The 19,173-nt window shown below is 40.2% G+C and carries 21 protein-coding genes; 1 reads left to right on the forward strand and 20 read right to left on the reverse strand.

Annotated elements, in window-relative coordinates; translation table 11 throughout:
- Positions 1 to 5: 5 nt before the first annotated feature.
- The 15 genes from PCY17_RS00285 to eno all read right to left on the reverse strand — a co-directional run bounded on the left by PCY17_RS00285 (position 6) and on the right by eno (position 12,933).
- Positions 6 to 974 carry a thiamine pyrophosphate-dependent dehydrogenase E1 component subunit alpha gene (locus PCY17_RS00285; protein ID WP_000105349.1) on the reverse strand — a complete coding sequence of 323 codons (969 nt, stop codon included), beginning with the start codon at positions 972 to 974 and terminating at the stop codon, positions 6 to 8.
- A 178-nt stretch (positions 975 to 1,152) separates the two neighbouring features.
- On the reverse strand, positions 1,153 to 2,493 hold the full coding sequence (locus tag PCY17_RS00290; protein WP_247924134.1) for an MATE family efflux transporter: 1,341 nt from the start codon (positions 2,491 to 2,493) through the stop codon (positions 1,153 to 1,155).
- 41 nt (positions 2,494 to 2,534) lie between these two features.
- On the reverse strand, positions 2,535 to 3,803 hold the full coding sequence (locus tag PCY17_RS00295; protein ID WP_247924135.1) for a dihydroorotase: 1,269 nt from the start codon (positions 3,801 to 3,803) through the stop codon (positions 2,535 to 2,537).
- Positions 3,804 to 3,815: 12 nt separating this feature from the next.
- Entirely contained in the window at positions 3,816 to 4,280 is a 465-nt protein-coding gene (locus PCY17_RS00300) for an 8-oxo-dGTP diphosphatase (RefSeq protein ID WP_001135756.1), read from the reverse strand.
- A 9-nt stretch (positions 4,281 to 4,289) separates the two neighbouring features.
- Positions 4,290 to 4,943: a uracil-DNA glycosylase gene (locus tag PCY17_RS00305; protein WP_049490595.1), complete on the reverse strand. Its 654-nt coding sequence runs from the start codon at positions 4,941 to 4,943 to the stop codon at positions 4,290 to 4,292.
- 11 nt (positions 4,944 to 4,954) lie between these two features.
- Positions 4,955 to 5,710 (reverse strand): DUF4336 domain-containing protein, encoded by a 756-nt coding sequence (locus PCY17_RS00310; protein WP_049490597.1) that lies wholly within the window; start codon positions 5,708 to 5,710, stop codon positions 4,955 to 4,957.
- A 122-nt stretch (positions 5,711 to 5,832) separates the two neighbouring features.
- A complete protein-coding gene (locus tag PCY17_RS00315; RefSeq protein ID WP_000448761.1) occupies positions 5,833 to 6,126 on the reverse strand; it encodes a hypothetical protein in 294 nt (97 codons plus the stop codon).
- Positions 6,127 to 6,149: 23 nt separating this feature from the next.
- The gene (locus PCY17_RS00320) at positions 6,150 to 6,842 is read right to left on the reverse strand and encodes a YjjG family noncanonical pyrimidine nucleotidase (RefSeq protein WP_000120618.1); all 693 of its coding nucleotides are present in this window, start codon (positions 6,840 to 6,842) and stop codon (positions 6,150 to 6,152) included.
- 66 nt (positions 6,843 to 6,908) lie between these two features.
- Complete coding sequence (locus tag PCY17_RS00325; RefSeq protein ID WP_000110626.1) at positions 6,909 to 7,325, reverse strand: immunity 70 family protein; 417 nt, start codon at positions 7,323 to 7,325, stop codon at positions 6,909 to 6,911.
- An 85-nt stretch (positions 7,326 to 7,410) separates the two neighbouring features.
- Positions 7,411 to 7,914 (reverse strand): hypothetical protein, encoded by a 504-nt coding sequence (locus tag PCY17_RS00330; RefSeq protein ID WP_000504319.1) that lies wholly within the window; start codon positions 7,912 to 7,914, stop codon positions 7,411 to 7,413.
- Between the two features lie 284 nt (positions 7,915 to 8,198).
- On the reverse strand, positions 8,199 to 8,741 hold the full coding sequence (locus tag PCY17_RS00335; protein ID WP_042902251.1) for a ClbS/DfsB family four-helix bundle protein: 543 nt from the start codon (positions 8,739 to 8,741) through the stop codon (positions 8,199 to 8,201).
- 126 nt (positions 8,742 to 8,867) lie between these two features.
- Positions 8,868 to 9,782, reverse strand: a complete 915-nt coding sequence (locus PCY17_RS00340) for a peptidase (RefSeq protein WP_247924136.1) — start codon at positions 9,780 to 9,782, stop codon at positions 8,868 to 8,870.
- Positions 9,783 to 9,966: 184 nt separating this feature from the next.
- Complete coding sequence (locus tag PCY17_RS00345) at positions 9,967 to 10,803, reverse strand: AraC family transcriptional regulator (protein WP_247924137.1); 837 nt, start codon at positions 10,801 to 10,803, stop codon at positions 9,967 to 9,969.
- A 202-nt stretch (positions 10,804 to 11,005) separates the two neighbouring features.
- Positions 11,006 to 11,500, reverse strand: a complete 495-nt coding sequence (locus PCY17_RS00350) for a YkgJ family cysteine cluster protein (protein WP_247924138.1) — start codon at positions 11,498 to 11,500, stop codon at positions 11,006 to 11,008.
- Positions 11,501 to 11,628: 128 nt separating this feature from the next.
- Complete coding sequence (eno, locus tag PCY17_RS00355) at positions 11,629 to 12,933, reverse strand: surface-displayed alpha-enolase (RefSeq protein ID WP_247924139.1); 1,305 nt, start codon at positions 12,931 to 12,933, stop codon at positions 11,629 to 11,631.
- A 162-nt stretch (positions 12,934 to 13,095) separates the two neighbouring features.
- On the opposite strand from eno, the gene PCY17_RS00360 reads away from it, so the two are divergent.
- Positions 13,096 to 13,542 carry a DUF1694 domain-containing protein gene (locus PCY17_RS00360; RefSeq protein WP_247924140.1) on the forward strand — a complete coding sequence of 149 codons (447 nt, stop codon included), beginning with the start codon at positions 13,096 to 13,098 and terminating at the stop codon, positions 13,540 to 13,542.
- On the opposite strand, the gene PCY17_RS00365 is transcribed toward PCY17_RS00360, so the two are convergent.
- Genes PCY17_RS00365 through PCY17_RS00385 form a run of 5 tightly spaced genes read right to left on the reverse strand, consistent with a single transcriptional unit; the run spans position 13,539 to position 19,068 of the window.
- Entirely contained in the window at positions 13,539 to 14,654 is a 1,116-nt protein-coding gene (locus PCY17_RS00365; RefSeq protein ID WP_247924141.1) for a glycerate kinase, read from the reverse strand. The two genes, PCY17_RS00360 and PCY17_RS00365, sit on opposite strands and share 4 nt — an antisense overlap.
- A 9-nt stretch (positions 14,655 to 14,663) precedes the next feature.
- On the reverse strand, positions 14,664 to 15,308 hold the full coding sequence (gene serB / locus PCY17_RS00370; protein WP_084944544.1) for a phosphoserine phosphatase SerB: 645 nt from the start codon (positions 15,306 to 15,308) through the stop codon (positions 14,664 to 14,666).
- Between the two features lie 58 nt (positions 15,309 to 15,366).
- Positions 15,367 to 16,800, reverse strand: coding sequence for a glycogen synthase GlgA (gene glgA, locus PCY17_RS00375; RefSeq protein WP_000697281.1), 1,434 nt, complete (start codon positions 16,798 to 16,800; stop codon positions 15,367 to 15,369).
- Positions 16,797 to 17,936, reverse strand: a complete 1,140-nt coding sequence (gene glgD / locus PCY17_RS00380) for a glucose-1-phosphate adenylyltransferase subunit GlgD (RefSeq protein ID WP_049520334.1) — start codon at positions 17,934 to 17,936, stop codon at positions 16,797 to 16,799. The genes glgA and glgD overlap by 4 nt, the downstream gene beginning before the upstream one ends.
- Positions 17,926 to 19,068: a glucose-1-phosphate adenylyltransferase gene (locus PCY17_RS00385; RefSeq protein WP_301390618.1), complete on the reverse strand. Its 1,143-nt coding sequence runs from the start codon at positions 19,066 to 19,068 to the stop codon at positions 17,926 to 17,928. Before PCY17_RS00385 ends, glgD begins: the two co-directional genes overlap by 11 nt.
- Between the last annotated feature and the right edge of the window lie 105 nt (positions 19,069 to 19,173).

Genomic DNA, 19,173 nt, shown 5'->3' on the forward strand with positions numbered 1-19,173 from the left:
TCTCCTTAGTCTGCGTAAATATCTTCAAATGCTGATTCTAGTGGCGGGAATGGGCTTTCTTCTGCAAATTTAACAGAAGCTTCTACTGCTTCCTTGACTTGTGCTTGAATTTCTTCCAATTCTTCTGCACTTGCAATATTATTTTCAATGAGGTATTTGCGAAGGTTTTCGATTGGGTCTTTTTGTTTCCACAATTCCACTTCTTCACGAGTACGATATTTACCAGGGTCAGATGATGAGTGACCAAGCCAGCGATAGGTTACACTTTCGATCAAGACTGGGCCATTGCCACCACGAACATGATCTACAGCTTTCTTAAATCCTTCATAGACATCGATGACATTGTTTCCATCTTCGATAAACATTCCAGGAATTCCATATGCCGCACTACGTTGATGGATATGCTCCACATTGGTCATTTTCTTGATATCCGCAGAGATACCGTAACCGTTGTTAATGCAGTAGAAAATAACAGGAAGTTTCCAAATAGAAGCCATGTTCACTGCTTCGTGGAAAACACCTTCGTTGGTCGCGCCATCTCCAAAGAAGCAGACAACGATTTTACCCGTATGTTGCATTTGCTGACTGAGGGCCGCACCAACAGCGATTCCCATACCACCACCTACGATACCATTGGCACCAAGGTTACCCGCATCTAAGTCGGCGATGTGCATAGAACCACCTTTTCCTTTACAGGTTCCAGTGTATTTTCCAAGGATTTCAGCCATCATTCCGTTAAGGTCAATCCCCTTAGCAATAGCTTGCCCATGTCCACGGTGATTTGAGGTAATCAGATCATCTGGATTAAGAGCCAGCATCGCTCCGACGTTAGCAGCTTCCTCTCCGACAGAAAAGTGAGTCATACCGGGAACTTTCCCCTTTTTCACTAACTGAGCGATTTTTAAGTCCATGCGACGGATTTCTTCCATCTTACGGAACATCTCTAGCAAAAGATTCTTATCTAAAGTTGACATAATCTTGCCTTTCTAACTTTGTACTTACCTTACTATTTTACCTTTTTTAGTATACGCTGTCAAAGTATATGGCTAATAAAATTTCACAATATAAAAAAATAAATCCCTGTTAAAACAGGGATTCTCTCTAGTTAGAGTATTTTTTCACAAAGTCATTTTTCAGGATAATTTCTTAAAATTAGCTCAATCTTTTCATTATGGATTTCAAACGCCATTGGTACAAACAACCAGAAACAATCAAGCTGGCAATTAACCCAATCCAGTAGGCAAATGCCCCTAAGTCAGTTGCTTGATCTAGTAGGTATCCTAGAGGTATCGCTACTCCCCAATACCCGATTAAGCCAAGATAGAAAGGAATGATAGTGTCCTTATAGCCTCTTAGAATCCCCTGGAGTGGGGCCGCAAAGGTATCAGCTAATTGGAAAAAGAGACTGTAGGTTAGAAATACAGCAGTTGTTTCAATGAACTGAGAGTCATTCCCATATAGACTTGCTACACGATCTCTAAAAATGTAGAGGAAGGATAGGGTAAGACAAGCAAAAATAAGGGCTGTTATTCTCCCCAGACGAGCATAGGTTTTTGCATCCTCAAAACGTTTAGCCCCCACCTCGTAAGACACAACAATCGCCATAGCAGAGGAAATACTCATGGGAAAAGCGTACATGAGGCTGGAAAAATTCATAGCTGACTGGTGACTAGCGATGATGAGCGATGAAAACTTAGCCATGATTAGTCCCACCACGGAGAAAATAGCTACCTCAGCAAAGACGGTTCCCCCGATTGGTAGACCTAATCGAACACCTTCCTTGATTTTATCTATATTGAGTGGAATGCGTTTTTCAAGATGTAACGCTTTTAATCTTTTTTGTTTGAACAAAACAAGAAGAGAAATCCCCAATAAGACCCAATAGGCTAGAGAAGTTCCTAGCCCTGCTCCTGCGCCACCAAGCTCTGGAAAACCAAGGGCTCCATATATCAAGAGATAGTTAAAACCACTATTTAGCGGAAGTAACAAAAGCATGAGGTACATAGATAGCTTGGTCAAACCAAGAGAATCTAACAATGACCGAATGACACTAAAAAGCAACAAGGGAATAATCCCGATAGAAAGGTACCAAAGATAAGAGACTGCAACTGACGCCACTTGAGCTTCTAGTCCGATATGGTTTAAGACAGGCGGCGCTAAGAATACTACCATGCCAAGCAAGACCAAAGACAATCCGAAAGCCAAGTAGATAAATTGGTAAAAGTCAGATGCTACTTCTTCCTTTTTGCCTCGTCCCAGATGATGGCCTATGATGGGAACCATGGCCGAAACAATCCCTGTTAAAAAAGTAAAGAAAGGATTCCATAGACTCGTTGCAGTTGATACACCAGCCAAGTCCATGGTATTGTACTGCCCAGTCATGGTTGTATCAACAAAAGAGGCAGAATAATTGGCAAACTGATAAATCAGGATAGGAAAAAATATCTTAAGAAATAAAATAAACTTATCTTTAAATTGATGGGTTCGATACATATACGCTCTCTATTCTTATAGTTTATAGAGCAGAATCCCATCTAGTTTTTGTAAACGATTTGTCCCTTACAGATGGTATATTTGACCTGCCCTTTTAAAGTTTCACCGATAAATGGTGAATTTGCAGCTTTTGAAGCAAAATGGGAGTCCACAAGGCGGTCAGCCTTAGCATCAAAGATAGTGATATCCGCTGGACCATTCTCAGCCAAGTAACCAGCTTCAAAGTTGTAAAGCTTGGCTGGATTAACAGTCATTTTTTCTAGCAATTCCATCAAGCTTAGCTCACCAGCTTCCACTAAATAAGTCAAACCAAGAGAAAGAGAGGTTTCTAAGCCAGTCATACCAGATGGCGCTTTGGTGATATCTTCTACATTTTTCTCATCTGCATGGTGAGGCGCGTGGTCTGTCGCGATAACTGTGATAACACCTGACTTGAGACCCTCGATAACGGCACAACGGTCTGATTCCAAACGAAGCGGAGGATTCATTTTAGCATTACTACCTTGAGTCAAGAGAAGTGCTTCTGTCTTAGAGAAATGCTGTGGCGCTACTTCTGCTGTGACTTGCGCTCCCAAACCTTGAGCGAATTCCACTACCTTGACACTTTCTTCCTTAGACAAATGCTGGATATGAACATGAGCCTTGGTTGCATAGGCAATCATAACATCACGCGCAATCATAGCGTATTCTGCCACCCCTGTCGCACCACAAATCTTGAAGTGGTCTTTAGCGATGTTTTCATTAAATCCAAGAATACCGTTCAATCCGGGATCTTCCTCATGAAGGCTGATAAAGGTATTGAGTTTTTTGGCTTCTTCCATGGCTTCCTTGACAACTTTACTACTTTCAAGTGGAATACCGTCATCAGAAAAACCAACAGCTCCAGCTTCTAAAAGCGCCTTAAAGTCTGTCAGGTCTTGCCCATTAAAATTCTTAGTAATGGTCGCAACCGTTTTGACATTGATTTTTTCCTTGGCAGCAGATTGGAGAACTTCTTGAAGAGTCTCTACATCCGAAATGGTTGGATTGGTATTAGCCATCATGACAACTGTTGTAAAGCCACCTGCAGCGGCCGCTAGGGCACCGGTATGGATGTCTTCTTTGTGGGTTTGACCAGGTTCACGGAAATGAACATGGATATCCACCAAACCAGGCGCAACCACAAGACCAGTAGCGTCGATCACTTCTGCTCCTTCTTCCTTAATTTCAGGGGCAATTTTGATAATCTTTCCATCTTCGACCAAAACATCACAGACTTGATCCAGACCAGACTTGGGATCCATGACACGACCATTTTTGATTAGTAACATAGCTCTACTCCTTTATTCATAAAAATCAACTTGGGTATCCAACAATTTATCCCCATCATAAACAAACTTAGCTGAGAAGAAGGGTTTGTCCTCTAAAAGCCACTCAACAAAGGTGTGGTCACCTTCCCAAGTCGGCTTGCTTAAGACCTCATCATAAGGAACCCATTCTAAGGTCCCCTCATTGCAGTCAATCAAGTCACCCTCAAACTCCGTCACCTTAAAAACATAGGTGTACCAGTCTAAATCTGGTGTAAATTCTGGAAAAGTGATAACGCCTTTTAGCACGGGCTTGGCTTTCAGACCTGTTTCTTCGAGGATTTCACGTGCCGCACATTCCTGAGGCGTCTCTCCTCGCTCTAGCTTACCACCCACACCAATCCATTTACCTGCATGGACATCATTGGGCTTTTTATTGCGATGGAGCATGAGCAGTTCTTTTCCGTTATCAATGTAGCAAATCGTCGCTAACTGAGGCATATTTTCTCCTTATCTAAGCCAATCGATTGGCTCTTGTCCTGTCTCTCTTAAGAATGCATTAGCCTTGGAAAAAGGCTTGGAACCCCAAAATCCTCTATAAACCGATAACGGACTAGGATGGGCTGATTCGATAATTAAGTGGTGAGAATTGGTAACCAGTGCCTTCTTCTTGCGTGCATAGGCGCCCCAGAGTACAAAGACGACAGGTCTATCTAGATGATTAACAACCTCAATAACAGCATCCGTAAAAGGCTCCCAAATCTGCCCAGCATGACCATTGGCTTGACCAGCAGGAACCGTCAAGCAAGCATTGAGAAGTAAGACTCCTTGCTCAGCCCAAGACGTTAAATCATGGGATTTCTTAACCCCAATGTCATCTGACAATTCTTTCAAAATATTTTGCAAGGACGGCGGAGCTGAAATAGCATCGGGTACAGAAAAACTCAAGCCCTGCGCTTGACCTGGCCCGTGATAAGGGTCTTGCCCTAGAATTACTACCTTAACCTCTTCCAGAGGAGTAGTCAAGAGAGCCTGAAAAACCTTTTCCTTAGGTGGATAAACAGTTCCCTGAGCATAGACCTGATCCATAAATTGATTGATTTTCCCGAAATACCCCTCAGGTAATTGCTCCTTAATCAAAGCATGCCAAGATGAGTGTTGCATCTTTTTCTCCTTTACCGTATCCATCTAAAAGCACGTTTTAATTCATCTATACCATTCTCAAAAAAGCATAGACCGTGTGCAAGTATAATCTTATCAGGTTTCCAGTTTAACATGCGGTAAAAGGAAACCTTTGCATCTATTTGTCTCCTAAAAAAAGTCATACGATAATCGATAGGAGTTTGTCCATCAGGAGCTGTTACACGGGCTAAACGATAGATTATTCTTCGGATTGGACTAGCTATCTTTTCCGGTTCAAAATTCTCTATAAGGTCCGTTACAATGAGTGTTTTAGTCGATTTATGAAAAAACACCACTTCTTCAATCACAGAACTTCCCTTAAAAATAAGTTGATCAATCTCATCAGACCATAAGTCAGGAGACTCATCTGCTAAGGGAGAATCAAATTCTACCTTGACATTCTGACTTTTCACTCTCTCTTCAACTCCTGGACTAGACCATGCTTGTGCATAAGGATATCTTTTTTTCCAATCTGCAATATAGGCGTAGTGAATCTTATTTGGTGAAATCAGGTAAGCGACTCTGCCCAAAGTATCCAGTTCAGTAAAGAGCTCCTCATTTGGCGCAATAGGAGAATGAATCCAGAGTTTTCCATCGTTTAACTTTATCACTGTCATACGTGTCTGAAAAGGTAGTTTGAAGACCTTCATATCCATTTGTATCAAGTCACCATCTGCTATCCAGATATTTTGATCAACTTCCTTTAGTGTATACAATGGTTCATAAAGAGAAAGTTCTGGTCTTGCCATCGTTTACTATTCCTTCGTTTTTACTGCTTCTATTATAGCAAAAAGTGGCTATCTAAACCACTTTTTACAGTTCTTATATATACTGTTATTGACCCTATTATTTGACATTACTATTCACAGTATCAATCAGCCATTAAAAACTTTTCGATTGTATCAATAGAATAGGAAAGTTGATTATTTACAGACATCATCCGTTCAAGATTAGCGTCCATATAGTAGAGTTCAGATAAACCACCCCTAGGGAGAAAGAGTGAATAGTGGATATTCATCTTCTCTCGAGTACTTAACTCTATATGATTGCTTATGATATACTTTAACTCTTTTAACGAATTTACTTGAGCAACCACACCTTTTAACTGATACTGCTCTATGAGATTTAGTAAGTTGTCAATCTCTTCAATGACTTTAGTTTCCATATCATCCCCTCTTAGAAAAAGTACTACATAGTATCCAAACAATCCAGTATATCTTGGTAAGAATGAACTTCATAAGTCGGCTGGGCTTGCGTCTTGTTTTTCAGATGATGGGGATTGTACCAGATAGTATCAATACCAGCATTATTGCCACCTTGAATGTCGGCGGTTAGAGAATCTCCAATCATAAGGGCCTTTTCTTTATAAAATCCAGTAATCTGTTGACCAATTTTTTCATAGAATAGTGCATCAGGTTTTTGCGTTTGCAACTGCTCGGAGATAAAGACTTGGTTGAAATAGGGAGCCAGACCTGATTGAGCCAAACGACCTGTCTGAATAGCAGTAATGCCATTTGTCGCAGCGTACAGCTCATAATCACGCTCAATGAGACAGTCCAAAAGTTCATGAGCTCCCGAAAGGATTTGTCCTTGCTGGGCTAGAAAAAACTGGTAACGCTGAGCAAGTAACCTACCGTCTTTCTCCAGTCCAAAATGAGCAAACAAACGTAAAAAGCGCGTGTTAACCAGTTCTTGTTTACTGATTTTCTTTTGTTCCAAGTCCTTCCAGAGAGCCTTGTTCATAGGAACATAATAGTCTTTATAGGCTTGAATGTCTGCAACTCCTTCTTCTTTTAAAAGTTGCGTCAGTGCCACATCCTCAGCAGCATCAAAATCAAGCAAGGTGTGATCGAGATCGAAAAGTAGAAATTTGTAGGACATTGAGTTTCCTTTCTGAAAATTCATTAAGAACATTATAGCATAAATGAACCTTTGATTTATTGAGTTTCAAATACTTTTTACACTCACATTTTGACCGTGCTCAAGTGCAAATCTAAAACTAGTCAGCAAAACTTCTATTAAATCTTTTCCGGAACTCGTTATGAAATAATGTGATAAATTTGTTATATGCTCTGCGATATTATTTCCCCAAGGAGGAGTGAGTGACAAATCTTCAAAATCCCATATAACATCCTGAGGGAGAAATTTTTTCAACTCCTCTTGGATAGATACCAACTCAGCTATTCCTCTTTCAACAGATTCAAAAGGAACATCTCCCCAGTAAAGCTTATTCATTATTACTGGGTATCTACTTCCCCACTCATTATTCTCTAAGCGAACATAAATAGTCGAAAAGAATGAATTAAAAAGACTCCCTTCTCCTATAGTCCACCAATTATAACCAACCATTAACCCTACAGACATAGATATTCTCCTACTCATTTTTAATATTATTTAACGTCAACTAAAGTTTTATATTGATAGTATCTAAAACATACATTCATTCCCCCTACCCCAACTCCTTGGCTATTCTGCTTTTTTCAAGTTTTCCCTTGGTAATTCGTTTCCATAAAACAAGAGGGTTCAAACTATAAGATAGGCGTAGGAGGAAATAATTAACCCATTCGATAAGGGCAAAAAGCTGTATCAACGTGGCTAAGATAGTCACTAGGACACTCTGTGCATTCCAGACAATAAAAGGAAAGCCTGAAATAAGTAAAACGAGGTCTAGTATTCTGAGCACACCATATAGTTTAGGGACATTTTCACTTCCGAACTGAGGTTTCGAGAGTCTTCTAATCAAAATCGCCCAATAGATTGAACCTTGAAGCAAAATAAATGTCAGTAAAGACAACGGATGAAGAATAGAGATCAAACCATTCCAATCACCAAGCCTATTTTTCAAAAGGAAAAAACAAAACCAAATAGATAGGACGGCTGTGAACTCTCCCAAACAGAGGGACATCAACTCTTTTCTAACTTTCTCTTTTTGTATGTTCATCATCTCACCCATCTATCTATCATCCTATATCAGAAAAAAGCCATTCGATCCATTTTCTAGTCAACATTTCTCAGAATCAAGTCATTCTAAGTATCGAACAGTATAATCACTTTAATATAAATTCAATTCTAAGTTTAGAATTGCATTTGTATATATTTTTTAGATCTATTCTAAGTCTATGACAGCTTTAAATTTTAATTTTTGAAGGATTCTAAAGCTAGAAGAGCTCAAAAATCACGAGAACTAAGCTATTCGAAGCTTAGAAGAAGATTTTCCAACCTTCATAAACTCTTCAATTAACGTTTCTTACAATTTTTCTGATGAGCTTTGAGTTTTTTCAGAGCCCAGTCATAGTGACTGGAGGTGCTACTGACAAAGTAGGAACCTAGACTTGTCCCACCCGTCCATTTATAGGTACCTTTTGTGAACAATTCGTCATTGCTGAAGCCTTCCATTAACTCTAAAACCTTTTTATGCGATTGATTGAGGAGTTTGGTCGCTTCTTCTACGGACGTTTTCTGATGCTTCTTCCAAATAGCGACATTCATTTCCCCATAAGTTTTCCAATTATAAGGTTCAGGGAGAAAAGTTCTTTCTTGACCTTTTTGATTAGAATGTACCCAAGTTAAAAGTAATTGCTGCCATTCATATAGATGGATCAAAACATCCCGTAGATTTTTATCTCTATTCCAGTGAGCTTCTTTTTTCTTTTGGTCTTTTGAAAAATCAAAAGGAGTCTGTAGCTCCTCTTCACTTAATTTAGATATAAAGTGATTGAGCTTTTCATAGTTTTCCTTAGAGGCTAACACTAGCTCCTCTTTCGTTTTTGGTCTAGGCATGGGAGTTCTCCCTTCATCTTCAACTAGAATAAGCTATTTTCTTACTTCATTATACCATAATCAAAAAGCAGTTCTTCATTTTACGAAAAGCTGCTTTTACTAACTATTTTTTTATGCTTATAGTCACTACTTTACATATAAATCTCTAAAACGACCATCCACTTCAGCCATCTGATAAAGCAAGTGGGCTAGTTCTTGATAATCTTCTTTTAAACATGAAAGATGGGCTTGGCTAAATAGAGTAGCCAATTCTTCTTTTAATCTTGCCCCTTTCGGATCATGATCTTTTAAGAACTTACTGAGATAGAGATTTCGAACAGCTGCAAGTTTAAAGCTAAAATACTGGTGCAGTTGTCTTTGCTCCGTATTTAAGCCGTTTTCAGCAACTACTTTTGCATAGCATTCCAACACACCACTTTGACCATTCAGATATCGGGTCTTCATAATCCTTGCTGTTTCTTGATAGATTTCAGTCTGACTAGGACTCTTGACCTTCTTAAAATTTCCCCACATGGAGTAGGCTCCGCGCTTATAGTCAATAGCCTCTGCCTTCCATGCTTCTAGTATGTCATTAAAAGCAACCTTCATACAGGCAAAACCAGCTGGATCGTGCAAATAGAGGTACTGATCATCAATGTCATACACGGTTACAAAGTGATCCACACCATAAAGGATTGTGTGATTGGGATTGTAGGTCAGATGGCCCATATCAAGAGGCCCCAGTACGACAGATCCATTGGACAGAAATGTTTCCAACTTTCCTTTAATCTCTTCCAAATCTACTTCCGCTCCATCTTTTAGATAGAAATCCTCATAGTCAAACCCTAGTATTTTTAAGGAATGGGAGATGGAAAGGTCTGGCATTCCATTATCAAAGAATACTAGAGGGTGCTCCTCATCTTCCTTTACGATACTAGCGCCATTTCCCATCACCATAATTGCCTCTAAAAAATCTGCTTTAAAGTCATAACCATAGGTTTCTAGTGCCATTGCCAATGAATAGCTATAGCAAAGTGACACATCTCCAAAATACATCTGCATATTCATGCCTCCTTATCTTCTATGGGACTATTATACCGAGAAAACTATTCTCATGCCCCATAAAATCCAAACAAAAAATAGGGCATGTTTGCTTTACGGACATGAATTTCCACAATAAAAGACTCTGTAAAAGATATCTTCTACAGAGTTAGTTTTGCATCTTTATAAAATATCAGAAAATTATCTAGTCCTTGATCACTGGTATCCAGAGTTCCATTTGATAGTCTGGTGACGACATGTCGCCTTCGGAATAGACTTCAAAATCTGGAGCACCTGAATGACGATAGCCAGTTTCGGGGAAAAAAATCTCTAGAACATATTTCCAAGCATGGTGAATGCTTTCTGGTATTGGGCCTTTGACTGGTACGATAGCATATTCAGCTTCTGCGATTTCTTTGATTGATAGACCCAGTTCTTCTGCTTTAGCTTTATCCGTCACATCATAGGCAGCTATATAGTTGATAATTTCGCCTTCTTTGACATCCGAGCAGACACCGAGAGATTGGCCACTGCCCAGACTTTCTAGGCTTTCTAAGCTGTGATGAGCATAGAGATACTCCCAAGCAGACGGGCATTTGCTATTGTCAATAGCTTCCAATAGGACGCCTGCCACGGTAAATACAGGCTTCTTTTGAATCTTGATATCCATGTTCTTTCCTCCTGTGATTTTTAAGGATAATTGAAGCTTAGGAAAGACCCGATAAGGTTTTCCATTTCGAACTTCTGAGGGAGTTTCCCCATGGAATTTCTTAAAGGCTGAGCTGAAGGCATCAGAAGACTCATAGCCGTATTTCAGTGCTATATCAATGACTTTCTCAGTGCTTCCCCTCAAGTCTGTCACTGCTTCTGACAGCCTGCGATTGCGCAAGTATTCTGCTAATGTCATATCTGCCAGGATAGAAAATAGCCTGCTAAAGAGAGGGTAAGAATAGCCCGATAGCTGCTGAAATCTTTTCATATCCACTTCTCCAGTCAGTTGCTGCTCCAAATAATCCATGGTTTGATTGAATTGATGCATCATATTCTTCTTTTCTTACCTCCATAAGATACAAAGGTCGTTAAAAGCAAAGTGAAAATTGGAAAATTATCGCTGGTTCTTCTGATTCTAGGTAATTTCTTCTTTTTCGCATAGCTTTTAGTCCGTGTTCAATTCTATCTATATTCTAACAAATACAAGATATTTCCACCCTAGAATCTTTGGACAAGATTTAAAGGTGTAAATTCTATAACTTATCTTTTAATTTCTCAACAAAGAGATAGGCTGCAGGGCAGGTCAAGGTATTCTTAATTGTCAAATGATTAATTTGATGGATTTTTTTACGATCTGTATGGGGGAATTCACGACAGGCCTTGGGACGAACGTCGTAGATTGAGCAGAGATTATCTCCTCCTAGAAAGGGGCAAGGCATGGATTTGAAAACCTTATCACCATCTTCATCTACCTGCAGAAACTCCGCTTCAAAAGCTGGTAATTTCATCTTAAAGTACTTAGCAATACTGGTAATATCGGCTTCCTTAAAGTCAGGCCCCAATGTCTTGCAACAGTTAGCACAGGCAGTACAATCAATCTCATCAAAAACTTCTTGGTGAATCTGCTGTGCAATCTTATCTAGATTCTTTGGTGGTTTTTTCTTTAGATTAGCTAACACTTTGCGGTGCTCCTTCTGCTTTTGCAGTGCTAGTTGGTGGTAATACTCGATATCAATCTCTTTAGACATAATTTCTTCCTAATACAAGTGTTTTTGTTTATTATACCATAAACTCTGCTCTTTTCTTATCCCCTTGAACAGAAAAAAGCCCTTCGGAAAAAATCCGAGGGGCTTCAAACCTTGTTCACTGAACTAGATTATTTTTTAAGGTTGTAGAATGATTTCAATCCACGGTATTCAGCTACTTCACCAAGTTGGTCTTCGATACGAAGCAATTGGTTGTATTTAGCGATACGGTCTGTACGTGAAAGTGAACCAGTCTTGATTTGTCCTGCGTTAGTTGCAACTGCGATGTCAGCGATTGTTGAATCTTCAGTTTCACCTGAACGGTGTGATACAACGGCAGTGTAACCAGCTTCTTTAGCCATTTCGATAGCTTCGAAAGTTTCAGTAAGAGTACCGATTTGGTTAACTTTGATAAGGATTGAGTTAGCAGCACCTTCTTGGATACCACGTGCAAGGTAGTCAGTGTTTGTTACAAAGAAGTCGTCACCAACCAATTGAACTTTACCACCAAGACGTCCAGTAAGAGCTTTCCAACCGTCCCAGTCGTTTTCGTCCATACCGTCCTCGATAGTGATGATTGGGTATTTGTTTACCAATTCTTCAAGGTAGTCGATTTGTTCTGCAGCAGTACGTACAGCTGCTCCTTCACCTTCGAATTTAGTGTAGTCGTAAACTTTACGTTCTTTATCGTAGAATTCTGATGAAGCACAGTCAAATCCGATAAATACGTCTTTACCAGGAACATATCCAGCAGCTTCGATCGCAGCAAGGATAGTTTCAACACCATCTTCAGTTCCTTCGAAACGAGGAGCGAATCCACCTTCGTCACCTACGGCAGTTTCCAAACCACGTGATTTAAGGATTTTCTTAAGAGCGTGGAAGATTTCAGCACCCCAACGAAGAGCTTCTTTGAATGATGGTGCACCAGCAGGTACGATCATGAATTCTTGGAAAGCGATTGGAGCGTCAGAGTGAGAACCACCGTTGATGATGTTCATCATTGGAGTTGGAAGAACTTTAGTGTTGAATCCACCAAGGTAGCTGTAAAGTGGGATTTCAAGGTAGTCAGCAGCAGCACGAGCTACAGCGATAGACACACCAAGAATTGCGTTTGCACCCAATTTACCTTTGTTAGGAGTACCGTCAAGTGCGATCATAGCACGGTCGATAGCTTGTTGGTCACGTACATCGTAGCCGATGATAGCTTCAGCGATGATGTTGTTTACGTTGTCAACAGCTTTTTGTGTACCAAGACCACCGTAACGAGATTTGTCACCGTCGCGAAGTTCAACTGCTTCGTGTTCACCAGTAGAAGCTCCTGATGGAACCATACCACGTCCGAAAGCACCTGATTCAGTATAAACTTCTACTTCAAGTGTTGGGTTACCGCGTGAGTCTAGGACTTCGCGAGCGTAAACATCAGTAATAATTGACATTTTTTACTCTCCTTTGAGTTAAATTTTTTACACCTCTATGATACCTTAAAAATAAGCGTTTTTCAAGAAAAAACGTTATCTTTGTGCAAATTTTCCTTAACTTTATAAAGTAATCGCTTTCTTTTGTCTGTTTTCTTGCGATTTTTGTGATATACTGTTTTTATGACAGATTTATCAAAACAACTACTAGAAAAAGCTCACGGTGGGCCGAAATTAAACCCTGACGAACAACGCCGCTATCTCGGGACTTTCGAGGAAAGAGTTCTTGGCTACGCGGATATCAGTACTGCCAATAGTTCTGAATTAGAACATGGATTTTTCTCTATTTTAGAGGGTTTTCAAGAAAAGATAGAGGCACTTTTTGTGAAGATTTCACCAAATATCGAGTTTGACAAACAGGTCTTTTACTTAAAACAAGCAAAAGAAAGCAACTGTCAGGCGACTATTGTTTCAGATGATCATATCACCTCTCCTTTTGGTCTTGTCATTCATACAAATGAACCTGTTCAAGTAGACGAAAAAGACCTTAGACTTGCTTTCTCAAACCTCTGGGAGGAGAAAAAGGCAGAAGCTCCTAAAAAATCTATCTGGAAAAAATGGTTTGGTTAATGATTTCTCATATTTAATAAACGACCAATATTAGTAGATGTGTGCTCCAAATAGAGTCTTGCATTTTTTAGACTGTCTTCCAAAGGTTCACTTTTTTCTAAAATAGAAAAGGTTGCTTGTATATTTTCGAATGGTAGGGAAGGTAAATCATCAGCAAGACTACCACAAATAGCAATAACAGGAACTCCATTAGGGGTTCTTTTTGCTACTCCGATCGGAGCTTTTCCAACAAAGCTTTGACTGTCCAGTCTCCCTTCTCCAACGATAACCAAGTCTGCCCCTGCAACTTTCTTATCAAAATCAATCAAATCTAAGCAAGTGTCAATCCCAGATACGATACAGGCCTCAGCAAAGGCACAGAGCCCAGCCGCAATCCCACCGCCTGCTCCTGCTCCTTTAAGAGAGAGGGTTGATGGTGAAAATTTTTCATAGAACCGCTGTATAGCCAAATCTACTGTCTCAAACAAAGCAGGATTCAAGCCCTTTTGTTTTCCAAATGTATAGGTCGCCCCTTGATGACCACATAAAAGGCTCACGACATCTGCTAAAATGCGGATTTTCACATCTTCAGGAATCCTATACAACTTGCTATTTGAAACTGACTCAAACTCAAGCAAAGTCTGACCGCAAGCTGGCAATTCCTTTCCATTCTTATCATAAAAACGATAACCTAAACCCGCAGCAATGCCTATCCCACCGTCATTACTAGCCGTACCACCAACTCCGATATAGATTTCTTTCATCCCTTGATCAACGAGATGGCGAATCAACTCTCCGATACCTCTGGTTTGGATATGGAGAGGGTTTCGTTTCTCCTGCGGAATCTTCCCAAGACCAACCAAGTCAGCAACTTCAAAGAGCGCTATTTGACCTTTTTGAAAGTAGCGCATTGATTCTTTTTGGCCAAAAGGTCCAGTCACCTCTTGCCATTTTTCTTCTAGGTCAAGAGAATGTCGAATAGCATCTACAGTTCCTTCCCCACCATCACCTACAGGGCAAAGCAGACATTCTACATCTGCTATCGATTTTTGGAAGCCCCTTTCTATAGCTTGAGCGACCTCTTCTGCCGTCAAACTTTCTTTAAAAGAATCGGGTGCAATTACAATTTTCATAGTTCCCTCTCATTCTAAGAAATCAATCAAAGGTAGAACTTCTAAAAAATCCCTCGTATCTACATGACAAGCTATCTCGGATTTTACGACCTCTTTGGAACAAAAGGCTATACCGTAACCTGCTGAATTTAACATCAAGAGGTCATTGGCACCATCACCGATAGCAATCGTTCTTTCTTTGGGAAGTCCTAATTCCTTTCTCCATTTCTCAAGAGTGGCTTGTTTTTCTTGAGCTGTCACAATTTCACCAACTAGTCGACCTGTTAAAAAACCGTCTTTGACTTCTAACTGGTTGGCGGAGAGATAGGAAATACCAAGGGATTTTGCTAATCTCTTAACTATTGGTGCAAATCCACCAGACACTAGACCGACTAGAATACCCTTCTTTTGAAGTATGGAGATAAATTCTTGAGCATTCTTAGACAGATGAATGGATTTGAAAACAGTATCAAAGACTGAAATCGGAAGACCTTCTAACAAAGCCACTCTCGCTCGTAAACTCCTTTCAAAGTCCAGTTCACCTCGCATTGCCTGGCTTGTGATCTGCGATATTTCTTCTTCGCAACCTGCTTCTTTTCCTAAAAGATCAATCACCTCTTCTGCTATCAGGGTGCCGTCAACGTCCATGACACACAAGCCTTTTTCTTGAGACATAAGCTTTCCTTTCTAAACAGCCCAAAAATCGTATGAAAGAATCATACGATTTTATCTATTAGTTGACTAAACTATGGTACAAGTCCAGGTAAGATTTGCAGGCTGTATCCCATGAGAAATCACATTCCATAGCTTGTTTTTGTAGATTTCTCCAAACTTCCGGCTGGTACTTATAAACATCCAAGGCTGTTTGGAAACTCCAGTTAAGCCAGTATGGTGTTAAATTATCAAAGCTAAATCCAGTTCCAGTTCCTTCTATCGGATTGAAGGATTGAACAGTGTCACGCAAGCCACCCACTTCATGAACCAGTGGTAGAGTTCCATAGCGCATCGCCATCATTTGAGACAAACCACATGGCTCAAAACGACTTGGCATGAGGAAGAGGTCACAAGCTGCGTAGATTTCTTGAGCAAGTTTGACATCAAAAGTGATATTTGCTGATAGCTTGTCTGGATAGACTTGCGCAAACCAGGAGAAGGAATGTTCAAAAGCAGGATCTCCTGTTCCTAAAAGGACTATTTGAACGTCCTCCTGTAAGAAACGATGCAAGCTTTCTACCACAACATCAAAACCTTTTTGGCGTGTCAATCGAGAGACAATCCCAACTAGAGGAACATCTGCTCGCACTGGTAACCCAACTCTCTCTTGCAATTTTGCTTTGTTTTGAGCTTTTCCAGACAAATCTTCCTTATCAAAATGATAGTCTAAAAGTGGGTCTGTTTGAGGATTATAAAGATCTGCGTCAATACCATTGACAATACCTGAAACCTTACCTGACTCCATGCGAAGAATCTGGTCCAAACCGCAACCAAACTGACTGGTCATAATTTCGTGCGCATAGCTAGGGGAAACGGTTGAGACACGATCCGCGTAGAGAATACCTGCTTTCATCCAGTTGAGACAATCATTCCAGCGAAGGGTCCCATCAGCATAGCGTTCAAACCCAACACCGAACAAATCCCATAACATCCCTTCAGAAAACTGACCTTGAAATTCCAAATTATGAATGGTTAAAACGGTTCTGATTCCTTGATAAGCCTGAATCCAATGGTACTTTTCTTTTAACAAAAAGGGAATCATGGCTGTGTGGTAATCATGAACATGGAGAAGGTCAGGGATAAAGCCGATGCGTTCCATGGCTTCAAGAGCAGCCAGTTGGAAAAAAGCAAAGCGTTCACCATCGTCAAAATCACCGTAGACATGACCACGGAAGAAATAATACTGATTATCAATGAAGTAGAAGGTTACACCATTCAAAACCGTTTTCTTAACACCACAGTACTGTCTACGCCATCCTACACTAACTTCAAAGTGGAGAACATCCTCTATCTGGTCTCCGAACTTAGCTTCTACCATATCATAATAAGGCAAGAAAACTGCAACTTCGTGCCCCGCTTTTACAAGTGATTTGGGAAGTGCGCCAATAACATCGCCCAAACCACCTGTTTTTGAAAAGGGTGCTCCTTCTGCCGCTACAAATAAAATTTTCATGAATAAATGTCCTCTGTTACTGTTTCACCCTTCTTAACTACAACTGGATGTTCTGCTGTGCCTCGAATGACAACACCGTCCGCAACTTCAACTCCTTTGTCTAGGATGGCATATTCAACTTGGGCACCTTGACCAATCACAACTCGAGGGAATAGAATGCTGTCCTTCACCACACTATCTTTGTGAACATAAATGTTACGAGATAGGACCGACTGAACTACTTCACCCTCAATGATACTACCAGAAGCAAACTGAGAAGTACTTACTTTTGAAGTATTCGCATAGTAGGTTGGTTCTTCATTCTTAACTTTTGTATAAATCTTTTGATTTGGTGAGAAGAGAGAGTAGAACTTTTTAGATTCAAGCATATCGATGTTTGCTTGATAGTAGGATTGAACAGAGTGAATATTTGCTAAGTAACCTGTGTATTCGTAAGCAAAAGCTCCTTCTTTTACAGCTAAATCGCGAAGGACATAGCGCAACTTTTCAGGATATTCTTTCTGAGCCTCTTCTTCAAGTCGTTCAATCAACCAAGGAGTATCCACAACAAAGATATCTGTAGACATGTTGAAGAGTTCATCTGTAGATTTATTATCAAAGAGTTTGTGCGAACGAACATGGTCAGTTTCATCGATTTCCAAAATAGCATTCACATCTGAAATGTCTTTCTTTGGAAGTTTCTTATATACAACTGTGATCGGACCATTCGTTGTATTGTGTAGGTGGAAGACTTGATTCAAGTCAATATTCACCAGCACATCGCAGTTAATCGAAACGGTTTGGTTTGAACCTGAACGTCTCAAGTAGGTAAGAAGCTGTTGGTAATACTCTTTTCCAACTGTGCTGCTTTCAACACGAGTATTGTAAATTCCTAGATAGTAGTGACTTAGAAGGGTTGACAAGCCCCACTCACGACCTGAACGAATATGGTCAAAAACTGAGCTGATATTATCTTGTTGGAAAATACCAAAGATACTACGAACACCTGCATTTGCAAGACTGGAAAGGGGGAAGTCAATCAAACGGTATTTCCCACCGAAAGGCAAGCTAGCTACCGGACGGTGTTCTGTTAACGTTGACATATCATGAAAACCAACTGTGTTTCCTAAAATGGCTGAATATTTATCAATCTTCATCTGATGCTACCCCCACTACTTCATTGTATCCTACTACTTGTACTTCGTCTGTTCCATCAATTTCGACACCTTCAGAAATAACAGCACCCTCACCAATAATGGCACGTTTAATTTTTGCACCTTTTCCGATAATGGCACCACTCATGATTACAGAGTCTACTACTTCAGCACCCTCACGTACTTGCGCTTCTGTTGAGAGAATAGAATGCTTAACAGTTCCATCCACGAGACAGCCATCCACAACTAAAGAATCTTCTACATGAGCGTGTTTTCCAATAAAGTTTGGTGGTGAAATCAAGTTTCTAGAGTAAATTTTCCACTGACGATTGCGGCTATCTAAGGCATTTTCTGGTGAAATGTACTCCATATTGGCTTCCCAAAGTGACTCAATCGTACCAACATCTTTCCAGTAGCCATTAAATTCATAAGCATAGACACTTTCACCAGACTCGAGATAGTTAGGGATAACGTTCTTACCAAAGTCTGACATATCCACATTACTCTTTTCAGCAGCAACAAGCATATTGCGAAGTCGTTTCCAGTCGAAAATATAGATTCCCATAGAAGCTTTTGTAGATTTAGGTTGAGCAGGTTTTTCTTCGAATTCAACGATACGGTTATTGGCATCTGTATTCATGATACCGAAACGGCTAGCTTCTTTGAGCGGTACCTCTAGGACAGCTACTGTCAAACTGGCATTATTATCCTTATGGGACTGAAGCATATCATCGTAGTCCATCTTGTAGATGTGGTCACCAGAAAGAATCAAAACATACTCAGGATTAATACTGTCGATGTAGTCAATGTTTTGGTAGATAGCGTGACTAGTCCCTTCAAACCAACGGTTTCCTTCGCTGGCTGAATAAGGTTGTAAAATAGAGACACCTGAATTGATACCATCCAATCCCCAGCTAGAACCATTTCCGATATGGTTGTTCAAAGCGAGAGGTTGGTATTGCGTAATCACACCAACATTATGGATTCCAGAGTTTGCACAGTTGGAAAGAGCAAAGTCAATGATACGGTAGCGCCCACCGAATTGCACTGCCGGTTTGGCAATGCTTTGAGTGAGTTTTCCGAGACGTGTTCCTTGCCCACCCGCAAGGATCAAAGCTAGCATTTCATTCTTCATTTTCTACTCCTTTATAAAGTCATATGAACGTTAAAATCGAAAGAAGGTCGGAAGTCAAACTTTTTTATAAAAATAATAGGAAATCCATTTCTCTTGTGTTTCAAC

This window comes from Streptococcus sp. SO2 (assembly GCF_030440025.1).